The organism is Burkholderia sp. LAS2 (assembly GCF_018417615.1).
Lineage (GTDB): Bacteria > Pseudomonadota > Gammaproteobacteria > Burkholderiales > Burkholderiaceae > Burkholderia > Burkholderia sola.
In genome coordinates, this window is record NZ_CP071052.1 from 3,296,541 (window position 1) to 3,314,451 (window position 17,911).

Below are 17,911 nucleotides of genomic sequence, written 5' to 3' on the forward strand. Positions count from 1 at the left end.
TTATTTCGCAAGCACTTTCTGCGAGCGTCCACCTATCATTCGAAGCATCGATTCACGCTTCGTCATGCCATGGACACACTCTGGGACATTTCGCCGCCGGTCAGCCCCGCCACGCCCGTGTGGCCGGGCGATACGCCGGTTTCCGTCGAACGCGTGTGGCGGATGGAGGCCGGTTCGCCGGTCAACGTCGCGCGGCTGACGCTGTCGCCGCACACGGGTGCGCACTGCGACGCGCCGCTGCACTACGACGCCGACGGCGCGCCGATCGGCGCGGTGCCGCTCGACACCTATCTCGGCCCGTGCCGCGTGATCCATTGCATCGGCGCATCGCCCGTCGTGCGGCCGGCCGATGTGGAAGCCGCGCTCGACGGCGTGCCGCCGCGCGTGCTGTTGCGCACTTATGCGCGCGCCGCGGTCGAGCAGTGGGACAGCAACTTCTGCGCGGTCGCGCCCGACACCGTCGACCTGCTCGCCGCGCACGGCGTGAAGCTGATCGGCATCGATACGCCGTCGCTCGATCCCCAGGAATCGAAGACGATGGATGCGCATCACCGCGTACGCGCGCACCGGATGGCGATCCTCGAAGGGATCGTGCTCGACGACGTGCCGACCGGCGACTACGAACTGATCGCGCTGCCGCTGAAATTCGCGACGCTCGACGCGAGCCCCGTGCGCGCGGTGCTGCGCGCGCTGCCCGCGCAGGCTTCCTGACTACCCGACCTACGACCTCACGTCATGATGATCAAGACCCGTGAAGATGCGCTCGCGCTCGACCGCGACGACCCGCTGGCCCCGCTGCGCGACCAGTTCTCGCTGCCCGACGGCGTGATCTACCTCGACGGCAACTCGCTCGGCGCGCAGCCGCGCGCGTCGGCCGCCCGCGCGCAGCAGGTGATCGGCGCCGAATGGGGCGAAGGCCTGATCCGCAGCTGGAACACGGCCGGCTGGTTCGCGCTGCCGCGCCGCCTCGGCGACAAGCTCGCGACGCTGATCGGCGGCGCGCCCGGCGAGACGGTCGTCACCGACACCATCTCGATCAACCTGTTCAAGCTGCTGTCCGCGATGCTGCGCCACCAGGCCGAGCGCGCGCCCGAGCGTCGCGTGATCGTGTCGGAGCGCTCGAACTTCCCGACCGACCTGTATATCGCGCAAGGGTTGATCGAGCAGCTCGGCGGCAACTACGAACTGCGCCTGATCGACGATCCGGCCGACCTGCCCGGCGCGCTCGGCGCGGACACGGCCGTCGCGATGATCACGCACGTGAACTACCGCACCGGCTACATGCACGACATGCCGGCCGTCACGCAACTGGTGCACGATGCGGGCGCGCTGATGTTGTGGGATCTCGCGCACTCGGCCGGCGCGGTGCCGGTCGATCTGAACGGCGCGCGCGCGGACGGCGCGGTCGGCTGCACGTACAAGTACCTGAACGGCGGCCCCGGCTCGCCCGCATTCGTGTGGGTGCCGCAGCGTCACCTCGCGCATTTCTCGCAGCCGCTGTCGGGCTGGTGGGGCCACCGCGCGCCGTTCGCGATGCAGCCGGGCTTCGCGCCCGATCCGGGCATCGCGCGCTTCCTGTGCGGCACGCAGCCGATCGTGTCGATGTCGATGGTCGAATGCGGGCTCGACGTGTTCCTGCAGACCGACATGCAGACGATCCGCCGCAAGTCGCTCGCGCTGACCGACGCGTTCATCGCGCTCGTCGAGGAACGCTGCGCGGGCCTGTCGCTGAAGCTCGTCACGCCGCGCGCGCATCACCAGCGCGGCTCGCAGGCGAGCTTCGAGCATCCGCACGGCTACGAAGTGATGCAGGCGCTGATCGCGCGCGGCGTGATCGGCGACTACCGCGAGCCGTACGTGCTGCGCTTCGGCTTCACGCCGCTCTATACGCGCTTCGCCGACGTATGGGATGCGGTCGAGACGCTGCGCGACATCCTCGCCACCGACGCGTGGAAGGCGCCCGAGTTCGCCGAACGCGGCGCGGTGACCTGAGCGGTATTGCGTGGCGCGCCGCCGCCGCATGCGCAGCGCGCGCCACGCGTTCGTCATTCAAATCTGGAGAAAGTCGTGAATTCTGGTCACATGCAGCCGCCCGGCGGCGACGCGCCGGCAGGCTGCCCGTTCTCGGGCACACGCGCCGCACAACCGGCGCAAGCCGCGCACGAGGCCCCGCACGTGCCGGGCGAGGCCAACGCTCAAGCCGGCTGGCACGACGCGCAGCTCGATTTCTCGAAGTCGATGAGCTATGGCGACTACCTGTCGCTGAATTCGATCCTCGACGCGCAGCATCCGCTGTCGCCCGATCACAACGAGATGCTGTTCATCATCCAGCATCAGACGAGCGAACTGTGGATGAAGCTCGCGCTGTTCGAGCTGCGCGGCGCGCTCGACGCGGTGCGCACCGACGCGCTGCCGCCCGCGTTCAAGATGCTCGCGCGCGTGTCGCGCATCCTCGAGCAACTGGTCCAGGCGTGGAACGTGCTGTCGACGATGACGCCGTCCGAGTATTCGGCGATGCGGCCGTATCTCGGCCAGTCGTCGGGCTTCCAGTCGTACCAGTATCGGCAGCTCGAATTCCTGCTCGGCAACAAGAACGCGCAGATGCTGCAGCCGCATGCGCACCGGGCCGACATCCTCGAACAGGTGCGCGCGACGCTCGAAGCGCCGTCGTTCTACGACGAGGTCGTGCGCCTGCTCGCGCGGCGCGGGTTCCCGATCGCGCCCGAGCGGCTCGAGCGCGACTGGACCCAGCCGATGCGGCACGACGAGACGGTCGAGGCCGCGTGGCTCGAGGTCTACCGTCATCCGCAGCAGCACTGGGAACTGTACGAGATGGCCGAGGAACTCGTCGATCTCGAGGATGCGTTCCGCCAGTGGCGCTTCCGTCACGTGACGACGGTCGAACGCATCATCGGCTTCAAGCAGGGCACCGGCGGCACGAGCGGTGCGCCGTATCTGCGCAAGATGCTCGACGTCGTACTGTTCCCCGAGCTCTGGCACGTGCGCACCACGCTGTAACGCACGCGATGCGTCCGCACGTCACGACGACGTGCGGGCGAGTTCGTCCCCTTCGCGCGGCTGCGTTTGCGCGCGCGACAGCCGCGGAATGTGCCGCCGCACCGCGAGCAGCGCAACGCACACCGCGCCCATCGCAACGGCCAGCATCGTCAGGTACGCGCCCGCGCCGCCCGCCGTGATCACGAGCGCGCCCGCGAACGCGCTGAGAATCGCGCCGAGCCGGCCGAACGCGAGCGCGCTCGCGGTCCCCGTCGCGCGCACGGCCGTCGGGTAGATGTACGCGCACAGCGCATACATCGTCGACTGCACCGCATTGACGAACAGCCCGTGCAGGCCGAGCCCGACGATCAGCCAGTTCGTGTGGCGGCTCGCGTCGACGCCCATCAGCCACACCGCGCTCGCGGCGCCCCCGATGCTGCACAGCGCGAGCGGCCAGCGCGACCCCGCGTGCGCGATCGCCCACGCGCACAACAGCGCGCCGATCACGCCGCCGAGGTTGTACGCGGTGAGTCCCGAGCCCGCAACCGACACGCTCAACCCGCTCGCCGCGAGCATCGTCGGCAGCCAGCTGAATGCCGCATACACGGCGAGCAGGCACATGAAGAACGCGCACCACAGCGCGACCGTGTCGCGCGCCTGCCCGCTCGCGAACAGCGCGCCGAAGCCGCCGCGGCCGCCCGGCGCGCGGGCGTCCTTCGCATCGGTGAACACGGTGCCCGGCGCGACCGGCCGCTGCATCCGCGCGAGCAGCGCGCCGAGTTCCGGCCAGCGCGCGGGGCGCCGCGCCAGATAGCGCGGCGATTCGGGCAACGCGCGCACGAGCACGAAGCCGAGCACGAGCGGCAACGCGCCGCCCGCGAAGAACAGCCCGCGCCAGCCGTAGCGCGGCAGCACCTCGTGCGCGAACAGGCCGGCCAGCATCCCGCCGAGCGGCACGCAGACGATCGTCGCGGTCACCATCATCGTGCGACGCCGCGCGGGCGTGTATTCGGCCGTCATCGTCGTGGCCGTCGGCAGCGCGCCGCCGATCCCGAGCCCCGCGCAAAAGCGCAGGATCGCGATCGTCGCGACGTCGGGCGCGAACCCGATCGCGCAGGTCGCGATGCCGAACAGGAACACGCTGCCGATCACGGCCTGGCGGCGGCCGAAGCGGTCCGCGACGATCCCCGCGCACGCGCTGCCGATCCCCATCCCGACCAGCCCCGCCGCGACGGCCGGCGCGAACGCGCCGCGCGTGACGCCCCATTCGCGGATCAGCACCGGAATCGCGAAACCGATCAACTGGCCGTCGAAACCGTCGAGCACGATCGCGAGCGCGGCGAGCAGCACCACGCCGCGCTGCATCGGCGTGAACGGCCCGTCGTCGAGCGTCGTGCCGATGTCGACCGAGGGCGGCCGCCGTTCATTCAGTGCGTCGGGCGTGCTCATGCGGCCTCCGATGCACCGCGCGTCGGCGGCAAGAGGCGCGAACGGCGCGCGGCAAGACAACGGTATTCGATGGTTTTCATGGCGTCTCCTGTTGTCCGGGCTGGCGCGCGCACGCGTGCCCGGATCTCATGCTGTGCAGCAGTCGACCGGCGCTCATCGATCGGCACCGGTGTCTCGTCCCATCCTTCAAGATCCAGCGCCGTTGCTTCGCGCGCACGGCATCCGTATCGTCATGCGGCGCCAGCCGGCCGCCGGCCTGTTGCTCAGTTCGTCCGCGCGTCGATCAACCGGACCAGCGCGAGCAGCGTCTCCGCATGCGGCACCGCGACGCCGGTTTCGCGTGCGGCCGCGACGACCTTGCCGCTGATCGCATCGATTTCGGTGCGGCGCCCCGCGAGCACGTCCTGCAGCATCGACGGGCGATGGCCGAGATGGTCGCGGATCGCATGCTCGACGTTGCGCGCGATGCGCTCGCCATCGACCGCGATGCCCTTCGCGCGCGCGACGGCGGCCGTCTCCGCCGCGATCGCGAGCGCGAGCCGCGGCCCGTCGTGATGATGGCCGAGCTGGTCGACGGTGCAGCCCGTCGCCGCGCACAGCGTGTTGAGCGCCGCGTTGAACGCGACCTTCTCCCAGATCGCGGCCCATACGTCGGCGTCGAGCGTGCACGCGAGCCCCGCGCGCGACAGCGCGTCGGCCACCGCCGCCGTGAACGGGCGCGCCGCGCCGTCGGCCGTCATCATGCGGATCGTGCCTGCGCCGTGCGAGCGCACGTGCGCGGGCCCGGCCGCATCGGCCGGCCACGTCGTCACGCCGACCAGGATGCGCTCCAGCGGCACGAACGCATTCAGCGTCTCGACGTTGCCGAGCCCGTTCTGCAGCGTCAGCACGAACGTGTCCGACGTCAGCAGCGCGCGCACGCCATCGAGCGCCGCGCGCGTGTGCAGCGATTTCGTGAAGACGATCAGCAGGTCGAACGGTGTGTCGGGCGCGCCGGCCGCGGCCGCATTCGCGGCTTCCGGTCGCACGGCCTGCAGCGTGCGAATGCGCCGTTCGCCGCGATCGTCGTCGATGCGCAGCCCGTCGCGGCGGATTGCATCGAGATGCGCATCGTTCACGTCGATCAGCGTGACGGCTTCGCCGCTTTCGGCGAGCCGCCCGCCGAACAGCGAGCCCATCGCGCCCGCTCCCAGAATCGCGATTCTCATCGTCGGCCGCCTCGTCAGAATGGGTAGTGGCGCGGGGCCGTCTGCACGGTGATCCAGCGCAGGTCGGTGAACGCGGCGATGCCGGCGTTGCCGCCGAAGTGGCCGAAGCCGCTGTCCTTCACGCCGCCGAACGGCATCTGCGCCTCGTCGTGCACGGTCGGGCCGTTCACGTGACAGAGGCCCGATTCGATGCGCGCCGCGACGCGCAGCGCCCGCGCGACGTCGCGGCTGAACACGGCCGACGCCAGCCCGAACGCGTTGTCGTTCGCGCAGCGGATCGCGGCCTCCTCGCCGTCGACGCGCACGATGCCCTTCACCGGGCCGAACGATTCTTCCGCATAGACGCGCATCGCCGGCGTCACGTGGTCGAGCAGCGTCGCCGGAAACAGCGTGCTGTCCGCCTTGCCGCCGCACCGCAGCGTCGCGCCGTGCGCGAGCGCATCGTCGATCAGCGCGTTGCAGCGCTCGACCGCCTTCGTGTCGATCAGCGAACCAAGGACGACCGGCCCGTGGCGCGGGTCGCCGAGCGGCAGCGACGCGGCCTTGGTGGCGAGCTTCGCGACGAACGCATCGGCGATCGACGCGTCGACGACGATGCGCTCGGTCGACATGCAGATCTGCCCGGAATTCGCGAACGCGCCGAATGCGGCCGCGGCGACCGCCGCGTCGAGGTCGGCATCGTCGAGCACGACGAACGGCGCCTTGCCGCCGAGCTCCAGCACCGCCGGCTTCAGGTGGCGCGCGCACGCTTCGGCGACGATCCGCCCGACCCGCGTCGAGCCGGTGAAATTCACGCGGCGCACGGCCGGGTGCGCGATCAGCGCGTCGACGACGGCGCCCGCATCGTCGGGCGCGTTCGTCACGAAGTTGACGACGCCCGGCGGCAGCCCGGCCTCCTGCAGCGCCTCGACGACCAGCCCGTGCGTGACGGGGCACAGCTCCGAGCCTTTCAGCACGATCGTGTTGCCGCACGCGAGCGGCAGCGCGAGCGCGCGCGTCGCAAGGATCACCGGCGCATTCCACGGCGCGATGCCGAGTACGACGCCGGCCGGTTGCCGCACGCCCATCGCGAGCGAGCCCGGCACGTCGGACGGGATCAGCTCGCCGCCGACCTGCGTGGTCAGCGACGCGGCCTCGACGAGCCCGCTCGCCGCGAGCTGCACGTTGAAGCCGGCCCACAGCGCGGATGCGCCCGTTTCAGCCGCCATCGCGGCGACGAACTGCTCTTGCTTCGCTTCAAGCGCGGCGGCCGCCTTCAGCAGCAAGGCGCGCCGCGCGCCTGGGCCGCGCGAGGCCCAGCCGGGAAACGCACGGGCAGCCGCATCGGCCGCCGCGCGCGCATCGTCGACGGTGCCCGCGGGCGCGGCCGACGCGATGTCGCCGTCGAGCGGGTTGCGGCGAACGAAGGTCGCGCCGCTGGACGAGTGGCGGCGTTCCCCGCCGATCAGCATCGCTACGGTTTGCATGGAATCTCCGGAAAGACGCGCGCGGCGCGTCAGGCAATCTCGACTTCGACGACGACCGGCGTCGCCGCACGCAACGCGTCGGTCAGCGTGTCGCGCAGGCGCGCCGCATCGGCCACGCGCACGCCGCGGCAGCCCATCCCTCGCGCGAGCGCGACGAAATCCAGGTCGGGCAGATCGGTGCCCTGCACCGGGTCGCTCGGGCCGAAGCCGAACACGGGCGCAAAATCCTGCAGCGCCGCGTAACGCCGGTTGTTCAGGATCACGAACGTGATCGGCAGCTTCAGTTGCGCGGCGCTCCACAGCGCCTGGATCGAATACAGGCTCGAGCCGTCGCCGATCAGCCCGATCACGCGCCGGCCCGGCCGCGCGAGCGCGACGCCGACGGCGGCCGGCATCCCGTAGCCGAGCCCGCCGCTGTCCATCGTGTAGAACGTGCCGCTGAGCGTGAACGGCAGATGCTCCTGCATCACCGGCCGCGCGCTCGGCGCCTCCTCGACGACGATGTCCTGCGCGTCGCGCACGTCGGCGAGCGTCTGCAGCGCGAACGCGACCGACATCCGCTCGCCGGCGGCGGGCGCATCGACGCGCACCCGCGGCGCGCGCGCCTCGGGCATCGGCCGCTCGGGCGGCGCGGGCCGCGCCAGCAGATCGCGCGCGGCGAGCCGCAAATTGCCGACGACCGCATCGCCCGACGGCGTCCACGCGGCGACGCCCGGATCGTCGACGAGCTGCACGAGCGTCGCGCCCGGCGGCACGTGCGGGCCGAAGCCCTCGATGTGATAGGTGAACGCGGGCGCGCCGAACGCGAACACGAGATCGTGCCCGTCGAGCCGCGCGACGATCTTCTCGCGGATCGCGCTCAGGAAGCCGGCGAACAGCGGATGGTCCTCCGGAAAGCTGCAGCGCCCGGACATCGGCGCGACGTACACGCGCGCACGGTGCCGCTCGGCGAGCCGCACGACGTCGTCCCACGCGCCCGCGCGATCGACGGCCGCGCCGACCACGAACGCGGGGCGCCGCGCGGCGTCGAGCGCGTCGCCGAGCCGGGCGAGCGCGTCCGGATCGGGCCGGACGACGCTGCTGACGTCACGGCGCGGCAGCCACTCGGCCGGCTGGTCCCAGTCGTCGACCGGGATCGACACGAACACGGGGCCGCGCGGCTCCTGCATCGCGATCCGGTACGCACGCGCGATCGCGGCCGGCACGTCCTGCGCGCGCGCCGGCTCGATGCTCCATTTCACGTACGGCTTCGGCAGCTCGGCGGCCTGCGTCGCGCCAAGGAACGGATCGAACGGCAGAATCGCGCGCGCCTGCTGGCCCGCGGTGACGATCAGCGGCGTGCGGTTCTTGAACGCTGTGAACAGATTGCCCATCGCGTTGCCGACGCCCGCCGCCGAATGCAGGTTGACGACCGCCGCGTTGCCAGTGGCCTGTGCATGGCCGTCGGCCATCCCGACCACGACGGCTTCGTGCAGGCCGAGCACGTAGCGGAAATCGTCGGGGAAGTCGCGGAACATCGGCAGCTCGGTCGAGCCGGGATTGCCGAACACGCGGTCGATGCCGAACTGGCGGAGCAAATCGATCACGGCGTCGCGGACGGTGATCGATGCGGCGGAATGGGACGGGGTGCCGGACATGCTCGGGCGTCTCCTCGATGGCTTGGCGGTTTCCACAGTATCGAAGCGCAAGCCATTCACGGATACTGTATTTTCTGCGAAAAGCCATTACGTCCCCGCATGACTTTCGATCTCCGACAATTGCGCGCGTTTACGACGATCGTCGCGTGCGGCAGCCTCGGCCGTGCGGCCGACGCGCTGCATGTCACGCAGCCGGCGCTGAGCCGGATCCTGAAGCGGCTCGAGGAGCAGGTCGGCGCGCCGCTGTTCGAACGCCATTCGAAGGGCGTGCAACTCACCGCGTTCGGCGAAGCGTTGCTGCCGCACGCGACGCTGCTGCAGCACGAAGCCGAGCATGCGCGCGAGGAACTGGACGCGATGCGCGGGTTCGCGAAGGGCACGATCAAGGTCGGCACGGTGGGCAGCATCGCGAGCCTGGTGCTGCCGGTCGCGGTCGGCCGCGTGCTCGACCGCTGGCCGAACCTGCGTGTCGAAATCATCGAGGGCGTGTGGGACCGGCTCGCGGAAGGGCTGATCAAGCACGAGATCGACCTCGCGCTGTCCGCGCACGGGCCCGATACCGACGAGATCGTCGCGATTCCCGAATGCCGCTGGGAAGATCGCAGCCATATCGTTGCGGCGCCGCACCATCCGCTGCGCGCGCTCGGCCGCGCACCGACGCTCGCCGATACGCTGCACGCGCGCTGGGCGATTCCGCCGCGCGGCACCGCGCCGTTCGACCACATGCGCGCGACCTTCGACGCGCACGGGCTGCCGTTGCCCGACATCGCGGTCGAGACGCGCTCGGTCATCACGCTGAAAAGCCTGGTCGCGCATGCGGGCTTCCTCAGCTGGATGGCCGAGCCGATGGTCGGCGCCGAACGGCGCGCCGGCACGATCGACACGCTGCCGGTACGCGAAGTCGTCGCGGTGCGCACGCTCACCGCGTTCCGGCGCCGCCACGGGATCCTGCCGGGGCCGGCCGGCAAGCTGCTCGACGAACTCGTCGCCCTCACGCGCGAAGGGCGCTGACGCCTTTTTCCGCCGGCGCCGCCCCACTCGCCCTGCCCCGTACGCCACCGCAGCGCACCATCGAAATGCCGTGTCCGCGCCTTGACTTTCGCTCGCCCGAATACGATCATTCGCTCACACAAAGAGCAAATGATCGTATTCGACAGGATAGACAGCCAGGAACAGGAGACACGGATGAGCGAATCGCCCTCCGCCCACGCGCCCGTGCTGCTGCACATCGGCGCGGGCTCGTTTCACCGCGCGCACCAGGCGTGGTATCTGCATCGCGTGAACGCGGCCGTGCCGGCCGACGAACGCTGGTCGCTGACCATCGGCAACATTCGTGACGACATGCACGCGACGATGGACGCGCTGGCCGCCCAGCACGGCGCGTACACGCTCGAAACCGTCACGCCGCAAGGCGAGCGCGCGTACGAGACGATCCGTGCGATCACGCGCGTGCTGCCGTGGTCGATCGACCTCGCCGCGCTGATCGACGCGGGCGCCGATCCAGCCTGTCGGATCGTGTCGTTCACCGTCACCGAAGGCGGTTACTACCTCGACGAACACAACCGGCTCGACGTCGCGAACGCCGATCTCGCCGCCGACCTGCAGGGCGCGCGCACGACGCTGTACGGCGCGCTCGCGGCGCTGCTCGCCGAACGTGTGAAGCGCGGCGCGGGCCCACTCACGCTGCAAAGCTGCGACAACCTGCGCAACAACGGCGCACGCTTTCGCGCGGGGATGCGCGAATTCCTCGAACGGCGCGGCGAAGGCGGCCTGCTCGCGTGGTTCGATGCGCACGTCGCGACGCCGAGCGCGATGGTCGACCGCATCACGCCGCGCCCGACCGCCGACGTGCGCGAGCGCGTGCGGGCGGCCACCGGCATCGACGACGCGTGCCCGGTGATGGGCGAATCGTTCATCCAGTGGGTGATCGAGGATCGCTTCGCGGCCGGCCGGCCGCGCTGGGAACTGGCCGGCGCGGAACTCGTCGACGACGTGCATCCGTATGAGGAAGCGAAGATCCGCATCCTTAACGCGACGCACAGCTGCATCGCGTGGGCCGGCACGCTCGCGGGCTACACCTACATCCATGAAGGCACGCACGACGCGGCGATCCGCCGCTTCGCGCACGACTACGTGACGCAGGACGTGATCCCGTGCCTCACGCCGAGCCCGCTCGATCTCGCGCGCTATCGCGACGTCGTGCTGGAGCGCTTCGGCAACCCGTACGTGCTCGACACGAACCAGCGCGTCGCGGCCGACGGCTTCTCGAAGATTCCCGGCTTCATCGCGCCGACGCTCGTCGAATCGTTCGCGCGCGGCGCCGCGCCGGTCGCCACCGCCGTGCTGCCCGCGCTGTTCCTGCGCTTTCTCGAACGCTGGGCGCGCGGCACGCTGCCCTATGCGTACCAGGACGGCGTGATGGACGACAGCAGCGCACGCGCGATCGTCGAAGCCGACGACCCCGTCGTCGCACTGTGCGCCAACCGCGCGCTGTGGGGCTCGCTCGCCGGCAACGCGGCGCTGTTCGATGCGTTGCGCGCCGGGCTCGCGCGCGTCGACGCCTGGCTCGCCGCGCGTTGACGACGCGCGCGCCGGCGCCCGGCCGCGCAGCCGGGCGAACCCGCTTGGCACAGGCCGTGCGGCACGGCTAAAGTAGCGGCTCCTCACCGACCGAACGGATCGCTCATGTATCTCGGCATCGACCTCGGCACCTCGGAAGTGAAGGTGCTGCTGCTGGCCCCGGACGGCACGGTGGTCGGCACCGCGGGCTCGCCGTTCACCGTGTCGCGCCCGCACCCGCGCTGGGCGGAACAGCATCCGGACGACTGGTGGCAAGGCACGCTCGCCGCGCTCGCGGCGCTGCGTGAACGGCATCCCCACGCTTTCGCGCAGGTGCGCGGCATCGGCCTGTCGGGCCAGATGCACGGCGCGGTGCTGCTCGGCCGCGACGACCGCGTGCTGCGCCCCGCGATCCTGTGGAACGACATGCGCAGCGCCGACGAATGCGCGCTGCTCACCGAACGTGCGCCCGACCTCCACGCGCTGGCCGGCAACCTCGCGATGCCCGGCTTCACCGCGCCGAAGCTGCTGTGGGTCGCGACGCACGAACCCGACGTGTTCGCGGCCACCGCGTGCGTGCTGATGCCGAAGGATTACCTGCGGTTCCGGCTGACCGGCGCGAAAGTGTCCGATCCGTCCGACGCGGCCGGCACGCTGTGGCTCGACGTCGCGCGCCGCGACTGGTCCGATGCGCTGCTCGCCGCGTGCGGGATGACGCGCGAGCAGATGCCGCGCATCGTCGAAGGCAACGCGCCGTCCGGCACGCTGCGCGCGGACGTCGCACGCGAGCTCGGGCTGTCGGAGGCCGTGCTGGTCGCGGGCGGCGGCGGCGACAACGCGACGAGCGCGCTCGGCATCGGCGCGATCCACGCGGGCGACGGCTTCGTGTCGCTCGGCACGTCGGGCGTGCTGAGCGTGGTCGGCGATCGCTTCATGCCGAATCCCGCGTCGGCCGTGCATGCGTTCTGCCATGCGATTCCCGATCGCTGGCAACTGATGAGCGTCGTGCTGTCGGCCGCGAGTTGCCTGCGCTGGGTCTGCAAGCTGACCGGCACCGACGAGCCCGCGCTGCTCGCCGAAGTCGAGGCGCTCGATCCCGACGCGCTCGCGGCGGCGCCGCTGTTCCTGCCCTACCTGTCCGGCGAACGCACGCCGCACAACGATCCATACGCGCAGGGCGTGTTCTTCGGGATGACGCATGCGACCGAGCGCGCGCACTTGGGCTACGCGGTGCTCGAAGGCGTGACGCTCGGCCTCGCCGACGGCCTCGACGCGCTGCACGCGGCCGGCGTCGAAACCGACCAGCTGTCGCTGATCGGCGGCGGTGCGCGCAGCGCGTTCTGGGCGCAACTGATCGCGGACGCGCTGAACGTGCGCACGCAGCAGATCGGCGGCGGCGAAACGGGCGCGGCGCTCGGCGCGGCTCGGCTCGGCTGGCTGGCCGTCGGCGGCGACGCGCATACGGTGCTGACCAAGCCGCCGGTACGCGCCGAATACGCACCGGATGCCGCTCGCCATGCGCGGCTGCGCGAACGCCTCGATGCGTTCCGCACGCTGTACCGTCACGTGCGGCCGCTGTACGAGCCGTCGCGCGCGCGGCTCGCGTAGGCGCGCTCCGTCGCACGGCCGGCCGCAGGCCAGCCGCGCGACATGCGTTACAGTGGATGCCGTCATGCGGCCCGCCGGCCGGCCCGCAGGGCGCCCCCCCCGATCCGAACCGAATCGCTATCGTGTCCAAGTCCTCAGAAAAACTCGATCTCGCCACGCGCGCCGCGTGGCTCTATTACGTCGCGGGCGACACGCAGAACGAAATCGCCGAAAAGCTGCAGGTGTCGCGCCCCGTCGCGCAGCGCCTCGTCGCGTTCGCGGTCGAGAAGAACCTGATCCGCGTGCGCGTCGACCATCGGCTCGCCGACTGTCTCGACCTCGGCGCGCAGCTGTCGAAACGCTACGGCCTCGCGATGTGCGAAGTCGTGCCCGTCGACGCCGATGCGCCCGACGCGATCGACCGCAAGCTCGCGGTCGCCGGCGCGCAGGTGATGGAGCGCTACCTGAACGAGACGCGACCGATGGTGATCGCGGTCAGCAGCGGCCGGACGCTGAAGGCCGCGGTCGCGCAGATCGCGCAGATCGACCGCCCGCAGCACCGGCTCGTGTCGATGGTCGGCGCGATCGCGGCCGACGGTTCGTCGAACCGCTACGACGTCGCGCAGTACATCTCCGAGAAAACCGGCAGCAAGCATTTCCTGCTGCCCGCGCCGCTGTTCGCCGACAGCGACGCCGAACGCGCGCAGTGGTGCAACCACCGGCTGTACCGGATCGTCGAGGCGCTGTCCGGCGAGGCCGACGTCGCGTTCGTCGGGATCGGCAACATCGGCCCGCACTGCCCGCTCTACGAAGACGGCTTCATCACCGAACAGGAGCGCGACGAGATGACCGCGCTCGGCGCGGTGGCCGAGCTGCTCGGCGTGCCGATCGACGCGCAGGGCACGCAGATCACCGTGTCGACGAGCGCGCGCGTGACCAGCGTCGCGCTCGCCACGCCGCCGAAGCTGCCGACGATCGCGTTCGCCGGCGGCCCGAAGAAACACGACGCGGTGATTGCCGCGCTGCGCGGCGGCTGGCTGTCGGGGCTCGTCACCGACGAAGCGTGCGCGCGCGCCGCGCTCGCGGCGAAGGCGGCCTGACGCGGCCATGGATCCTGCGCGGCGCTCGGCCGTACCGGCATTGCTTCGCGCTACCGCGGGGGACGCACGATCGACGCGCAAACCGCCGAACACCGACGCGTCACGCCGCCTTCGCGTGCACGCTCAGCCGCCGGAACGCCTGCCCGTTTTCGTCGAACAGGTGACAGTGCTCCGCCTGCGCATGCACGCGCAGCGCGTCGCCGGTGCGGTACGTGTCGAGCGGCGGAATCCGCGCGATCAGCCCGTCCGGCGCGACGGCCGATTCCGCATACAGATATGCGGCATCGCCGAGCGACTCGACGGCCATCGTCCGCGCGGCGACGCCCGCCGCCGCCGCATCGACCAGCAGATGCTCGGGCCGCACGCCCACGGTCACCGCCGCGCCGCGTTGCAGCCCCCCCGCGTCCACCGCGACACGCTGCGTCTCGCCGCTGTCGAAGCGCACGAGCACGCCGCCCGCATCGGCCGATTCGACCGTGCCCTTCAGGAAGTTCATCTTCGGCGAGCCGATGAAGCCCGCGACGAACTGGTTCGCCGGCGCGTGATAGAGCGCGTTCGGCGTGCCGACCTGCTGCACCGCGCCGCCCGACAGCACGACGATCTTGTCGGCGAGCGTCATCGCCTCGACCTGGTCGTGCGTCACGTAGATCATCGTCGTCTTCAGCTCGTCGTGCAGTCGCGCGAATTCCAGCCGCATCTTCACGCGCAGCGCGGCGTCGAGGTTCGACAGCGGCTCGTCGAACAGGAACACCTTCGGCTTGCGCGTGATCGCGCGACCGATCGCGACGCGCTGCCGCTGGCCGCCCGACAGCTGCTTCGGCTTGCGGTCGAGCAGATGATCGATGTGCAGGATTTTCGCGGCCTGCTTCACCGCCTGGTCGATCTCGGGCTTCTTCGCGCCGGCGAGCTTCAAGCCGAACGCCATGTTGTCGTACAGCGTCATGTGCGGGTACAGCGCATACGACTGGAACACCATCGCGATGCCGCGCTTCGCGCTCGGCACGTCGTTGACCTTCGCGCCGTCGATCAGCAGGTCGCCGTTCGAAATGTCTTCGAGGCCGGCAATCATCCGCATCAGCGTGGATTTGCCGCAGCCGCTCGGGCCGACGAACACGACGAATTCGCCGTCGGCGATGTCGAGGTTCACGTTGCGCAGCACTTCGGTGTCGTCGTAGCGCTTCGCGATGTTGCGCAGGAGCACGCTTGCCATGATCTGTCTCCGTTCGTTCGTGATGCGCCGCGTTGAAAGCGGCGCGCCTTCGTTCCTGATTGCTAGTTCGGCAGCACCTCGCCCGTCGCCTGCCAGCGCGCGACGTAGCCGGGCAGCTCGTGCATGTCGTCGAATACGTGACGCGCGCCGATGCCGCGCAGCGCGTCGATCTGGGCCGCCGATGCGTGCCCGCCGCCGATGAAGCCGAGCACGGTCATGCCGGCCGCGGCCGCGGCGGTGATGCCGGTCACGCTGTCCTCGACGACGAGGCATTGCGCGGGCACCGCGCCGAGCGTGCGTGCGGCTGCCAGATACACGTCCGGCGCCGGCTTCGGCCGCGCGACCGAATCCGCGCAGAACAGCCGGTCGCCGAAGAAGCGCGCGAGGCCGGTGCGCGCGAGCGCCGCTTCGACGTACGTGCGGTAGCTGTTGCTCGCGCAGGCCGTCGTCAGGTCGATCGCGGCCAGCGCCGCGTCGATGCCTTCGACCATCGGCGCATTCACGGCCGCCGCCTCGACCGCGCAGCGGATCGCGTCGACGTCGCCGGCCGATAGCGTGCGGCCCACGGCGTCGCTCGCGCCGGCCAGCACGCGCTCGATGCGCAGCCCGAGCAGCGGCATCACGGCCGGCCGTGCGTCGACCCCTGGCCAGCGTGCATCGAGTTCGCGCACGATCACGTCGGCGGCCACGGCCTCGCTGTCGATCAGCACGCCGTCGCAATCGCAGATCAGCACGTTCACGCCGTGACCGGTCGTACGTTTGCCAGCCGCACCTTTGCTTGCATCGCTCATTTAACCGCCCCGAACGTGAGCCCGCGCACGAGCTGCTTCTGCGACAGCCAGCCGACGATCAGGATCGGCGCGACCGCGAGCAGCGACGCCGCGGACAGCTTCGCCCAGAACAAGCCTTCGGGGCTCGAGTACGACGCGATGAATACGGTCAGCGGCGCGGCGTTCGAGCTCGACAGGTTGATGCTCCAGAACGCCTCGTTCCACGACAGGATCACGAGCAGCAGCGCGGTGGACGCGAGCCCCGGCAGCGCCATCGGCATCAGCAGGTAGACGATCTCCTGCCACGTCGATGCGCCATCGATCCGCCCGGCCTCCAGGATGTCCTTCGGGATTTCGTTGAAGTACGTGAAGGTCATCCACACCGCGATCGGCAGGTTGATCAGCGTGTAGACGATCACGAGCCCCGACACCGTATCGAGCAGCCCCGCGTTCTTCCACAGCAGGTAGATCGGCACGAGCACGCCGACCGACGGCATCATCTTCGTCGACAGCATCCACAGCAGCACCTTCTGCGTGCGGTGGTTCGGGAAGAACGCCATCGCGTACGCGGCCGGCACCGCGAACAGCAGCGAGATCACGGTGACGCCGGCCGAGATCAGGATCGAATTCCACGCGAACCCGAAGTAGTTGCTGCGCGCGAACACCTCGCGAAAGCTGTCGAGCGTCGGGATGAAGAACAGCGACGACGCGTACGCCTGCTGCTCGGTCTTGAACGCGGTGATCGCCATCCAGAAGATCGGGAAGAACAGCAACAGCGCGATCAGCCACGCGAGCGTGCCGGGCAGCGCACGCCGCACGAGGTCGAACACGGCCGGCGTGCGCCGGCCCGCCAAGGTCAGGTCGCTCATTTTTCGTACTCCCCTTTCAGGTTGCGCGCGAGCATCCGCACCAGGAAGAACGACACGACGTTCGCGACCACGACGGCGATGATGCCGCCCGCGGACGCGAGGCCGACGTCGAACTGCTGCAGGCCGAGCGCATAGATCAGGTACGACAGGTTGGTCGTCGCGTCGCCGGGGCCGCCGCCGGTCGTCGTGTAGATTTCCGCGAAGATCGACAGCAGGAAGATCGTCTCCATCATCACGACCACGGCGATCGCGCGCTTCAGGTGCGGCAGCGTGATGTAGAAGAACATCGCGATCGGGCCGGCGCCGTCGATGCGCGCGGCTTCCTTCTGCTCCTGGTCGAGCGACTGGATCGCGGTGAACAGGATCAGGAACGCGAACGGCAGCCACTGCCATGCAACGATGATGATCACCGCGGTCAACGGGTAGTCGGCGAACCAGTCGATCGGCGTCATCCCGAGCGCGCGCATCGCGTTCGCGACGAGCCCGTACACCGGATGCAGGATCATGTTCTTCCAGATCAGCGCGGAAACCGTCGGCATCACGAAGAACGGCGCGATCGCGAGCAGGCGCGCGACGCCCTGCCCGTAGAACTTGCGGTCGAACAGCACGGCCATCAGCACGCCGCCGATCACGGTGATCGCGAGCACCGCACCGATCAGCACGAGCGTGTGCCAGATCGCCGGCAGGAACGACGGATCGGTCGCGAGGAAGCGGTAGTTGTCGAACCCGGCGAAGCCCTTCACGTCCGGGTTCAGCAGGTTGTAGCGCGAGAACGAATACCAGATCGTCATCGCGAGCGGAATCGACATCCACAGCAGCAGCACCGCGACGGACGGCGACACGAGCCAGCTCGCGCCGCCGCGCGCACGGCGCGGCGCGCCGGGCGGCGACGACGCGTCGCCGACCGACGGCGCGTGAGCGTGACTCAGGGGAAGACGCAGGTGACGCATGACGGAGTCCCTCCGGTTGATGCGCGGGCGCGAACGGCCTGCCCGCCTGTCGGCCTCGCCGGCCCGCGCCGTGTGCGATGGCGCACGACGCGGGCCGCGCGACGGCTTG

General features: G+C 70.3%; 15 protein-coding genes. 7 read left to right on the top strand and 8 right to left on the bottom strand.

Annotation, left to right across the window (positions count from 1 at the left end; translation table 11 throughout):
- Positions 1-69: 69 nt before the first annotated feature.
- The 3 genes from kynB to kynA all read left to right on the top strand — a co-directional run bounded on the left by kynB (position 70) and on the right by kynA (position 3,018).
- Positions 70-711, top strand: a complete 642-nt coding sequence (gene kynB / locus JYG37_RS15305) for an arylformamidase (RefSeq protein ID WP_050017019.1) — start codon at positions 70-72, stop codon at positions 709-711.
- 27 nt (positions 712-738) lie between these two features.
- Positions 739-1,992, top strand: coding sequence for a kynureninase (gene kynU, locus JYG37_RS15310; protein WP_245170311.1), 1,254 nt, complete (start codon positions 739-741; stop codon positions 1,990-1,992).
- A 90-nt stretch (positions 1,993-2,082) separates the two neighbouring features.
- On the top strand, positions 2,083-3,018 hold the full coding sequence (gene kynA / locus JYG37_RS15315; protein ID WP_050017015.1) for a tryptophan 2,3-dioxygenase: 936 nt from the start codon (positions 2,083-2,085) through the stop codon (positions 3,016-3,018).
- Between the two features lie 21 nt (positions 3,019-3,039).
- Here the strand turns inward: kynA and JYG37_RS15320 are convergent, their stop codons facing one another.
- From JYG37_RS15320 to mdlC, 4 genes are all read right to left on the bottom strand, one after another.
- Positions 3,040-4,446 carry an MFS transporter gene (locus tag JYG37_RS15320; RefSeq protein ID WP_050017013.1) on the bottom strand — a complete coding sequence of 469 codons (1,407 nt, stop codon included), beginning with the start codon at positions 4,444-4,446 and terminating at the stop codon, positions 3,040-3,042.
- A gap of 263 nt (positions 4,447-4,709) precedes the next feature.
- Positions 4,710-5,654, bottom strand: a complete 945-nt coding sequence (locus tag JYG37_RS15325) for a ketopantoate reductase family protein (protein ID WP_050017011.1) — start codon at positions 5,652-5,654, stop codon at positions 4,710-4,712.
- A 14-nt stretch (positions 5,655-5,668) separates the two neighbouring features.
- On the bottom strand, positions 5,669-7,120 hold the full coding sequence (locus JYG37_RS15330) for an aldehyde dehydrogenase family protein (protein WP_124631683.1): 1,452 nt from the start codon (positions 7,118-7,120) through the stop codon (positions 5,669-5,671).
- A gap of 29 nt (positions 7,121-7,149) precedes the next feature.
- Positions 7,150-8,757, bottom strand: a complete 1,608-nt coding sequence (gene mdlC / locus JYG37_RS15335; RefSeq protein WP_124631682.1) for a benzoylformate decarboxylase — start codon at positions 8,755-8,757, stop codon at positions 7,150-7,152.
- A gap of 99 nt (positions 8,758-8,856) precedes the next feature.
- Here mdlC and JYG37_RS15340 point away from each other — a divergent pair, with 99 nt between their 5' ends.
- The 4 genes from JYG37_RS15340 to JYG37_RS15355 all read left to right on the top strand — a co-directional run bounded on the left by JYG37_RS15340 (position 8,857) and on the right by JYG37_RS15355 (position 14,003).
- Positions 8,857-9,768 (top strand): LysR family transcriptional regulator, encoded by a 912-nt coding sequence (locus tag JYG37_RS15340; RefSeq protein WP_050017005.1) that lies wholly within the window; start codon positions 8,857-8,859, stop codon positions 9,766-9,768.
- A 174-nt stretch (positions 9,769-9,942) separates the two neighbouring features.
- Entirely contained in the window at positions 9,943-11,337 is a 1,395-nt protein-coding gene (gene dalD, locus JYG37_RS15345) for a D-arabinitol 4-dehydrogenase (RefSeq protein ID WP_124595542.1), read from the top strand.
- Positions 11,338-11,442: 105 nt separating this feature from the next.
- On the top strand, positions 11,443-12,924 hold the full coding sequence (gene xylB, locus JYG37_RS15350) for a xylulokinase (protein ID WP_124631681.1): 1,482 nt from the start codon (positions 11,443-11,445) through the stop codon (positions 12,922-12,924).
- Positions 12,925-13,046: 122 nt separating this feature from the next.
- Positions 13,047-14,003, top strand: a complete 957-nt coding sequence (locus JYG37_RS15355; protein ID WP_034174431.1) for a sugar-binding transcriptional regulator — start codon at positions 13,047-13,049, stop codon at positions 14,001-14,003.
- 100 nt (positions 14,004-14,103) lie between these two features.
- On the opposite strand, the gene JYG37_RS15360 is transcribed toward JYG37_RS15355, so the two are convergent.
- From JYG37_RS15360 to JYG37_RS15375, 4 genes are all read right to left on the bottom strand, one after another.
- Positions 14,104-15,213, bottom strand: coding sequence for an ABC transporter ATP-binding protein (locus JYG37_RS15360; RefSeq protein WP_050016998.1), 1,110 nt, complete (start codon positions 15,211-15,213; stop codon positions 14,104-14,106).
- Between the two features lie 62 nt (positions 15,214-15,275).
- Positions 15,276-16,004: an HAD family hydrolase gene (locus JYG37_RS15365; protein ID WP_050016996.1), complete on the bottom strand. Its 729-nt coding sequence runs from the start codon at positions 16,002-16,004 to the stop codon at positions 15,276-15,278.
- Entirely contained in the window at positions 16,001-16,852 is an 852-nt protein-coding gene (locus JYG37_RS15370; protein ID WP_050016995.1) for a carbohydrate ABC transporter permease, read from the bottom strand. Before JYG37_RS15370 ends, JYG37_RS15365 begins: the two co-directional genes overlap by 4 nt.
- A complete protein-coding gene (locus JYG37_RS15375) occupies positions 16,849-17,802 on the bottom strand; it encodes a carbohydrate ABC transporter permease (protein ID WP_011546081.1) in 954 nt (317 codons plus the stop codon). Before JYG37_RS15375 ends, JYG37_RS15370 begins: the two co-directional genes overlap by 4 nt.
- Positions 17,803-17,911: the final 109 nt, after the last annotated feature.

Excerpts from the sequence above, each read along its gene's own strand:
- JYG37_RS15360 (WP_050016998.1), bottom strand. The coding sequence starts at position 15,213 with ATGGCAAGCGTGCTCCTGCGCAACATCGCGAAGCGCTACGACGACACC.
- JYG37_RS15330 (WP_124631683.1), bottom strand. The coding sequence starts at position 7,120 with ATGCAAACCGTAGCGATGCTGATCGGCGGGGAACGCCGCCACTCGTCC.
- JYG37_RS15365 (WP_050016996.1), bottom strand. The coding sequence starts at position 16,004 with ATGAGCGATGCAAGCAAAGGTGCGGCTGGCAAACGTACGACCGGTCAC.
- xylB (WP_124631681.1), top strand. The coding sequence starts at position 11,443 with ATGTATCTCGGCATCGACCTCGGCACCTCGGAAGTGAAGGTGCTGCTG.
- JYG37_RS15320 (WP_050017013.1), bottom strand. The coding sequence starts at position 4,446 with ATGAGCACGCCCGACGCACTGAATGAACGGCGGCCGCCCTCGGTCGAC.
- JYG37_RS15340 (WP_050017005.1), top strand. The coding sequence starts at position 8,857 with ATGACTTTCGATCTCCGACAATTGCGCGCGTTTACGACGATCGTCGCG.
- JYG37_RS15325 (WP_050017011.1), bottom strand. The coding sequence starts at position 5,654 with ATGAGAATCGCGATTCTGGGAGCGGGCGCGATGGGCTCGCTGTTCGGC.
- kynB (WP_050017019.1), top strand. The coding sequence starts at position 70 with ATGGACACACTCTGGGACATTTCGCCGCCGGTCAGCCCCGCCACGCCC.
- kynA (WP_050017015.1), top strand. The coding sequence starts at position 2,083 with ATGCAGCCGCCCGGCGGCGACGCGCCGGCAGGCTGCCCGTTCTCGGGC.
- dalD (WP_124595542.1), top strand. The coding sequence starts at position 9,943 with ATGAGCGAATCGCCCTCCGCCCACGCGCCCGTGCTGCTGCACATCGGC.
- JYG37_RS15375 (WP_011546081.1), bottom strand. The coding sequence starts at position 17,802 with ATGCGTCACCTGCGTCTTCCCCTGAGTCACGCTCACGCGCCGTCGGTC.
- mdlC (WP_124631682.1), bottom strand. The coding sequence starts at position 8,757 with ATGTCCGGCACCCCGTCCCATTCCGCCGCATCGATCACCGTCCGCGAC.
- kynU (WP_245170311.1), top strand. The coding sequence starts at position 739 with ATGATCAAGACCCGTGAAGATGCGCTCGCGCTCGACCGCGACGACCCG.
- JYG37_RS15370 (WP_050016995.1), bottom strand. The coding sequence starts at position 16,852 with ATGAGCGACCTGACCTTGGCGGGCCGGCGCACGCCGGCCGTGTTCGAC.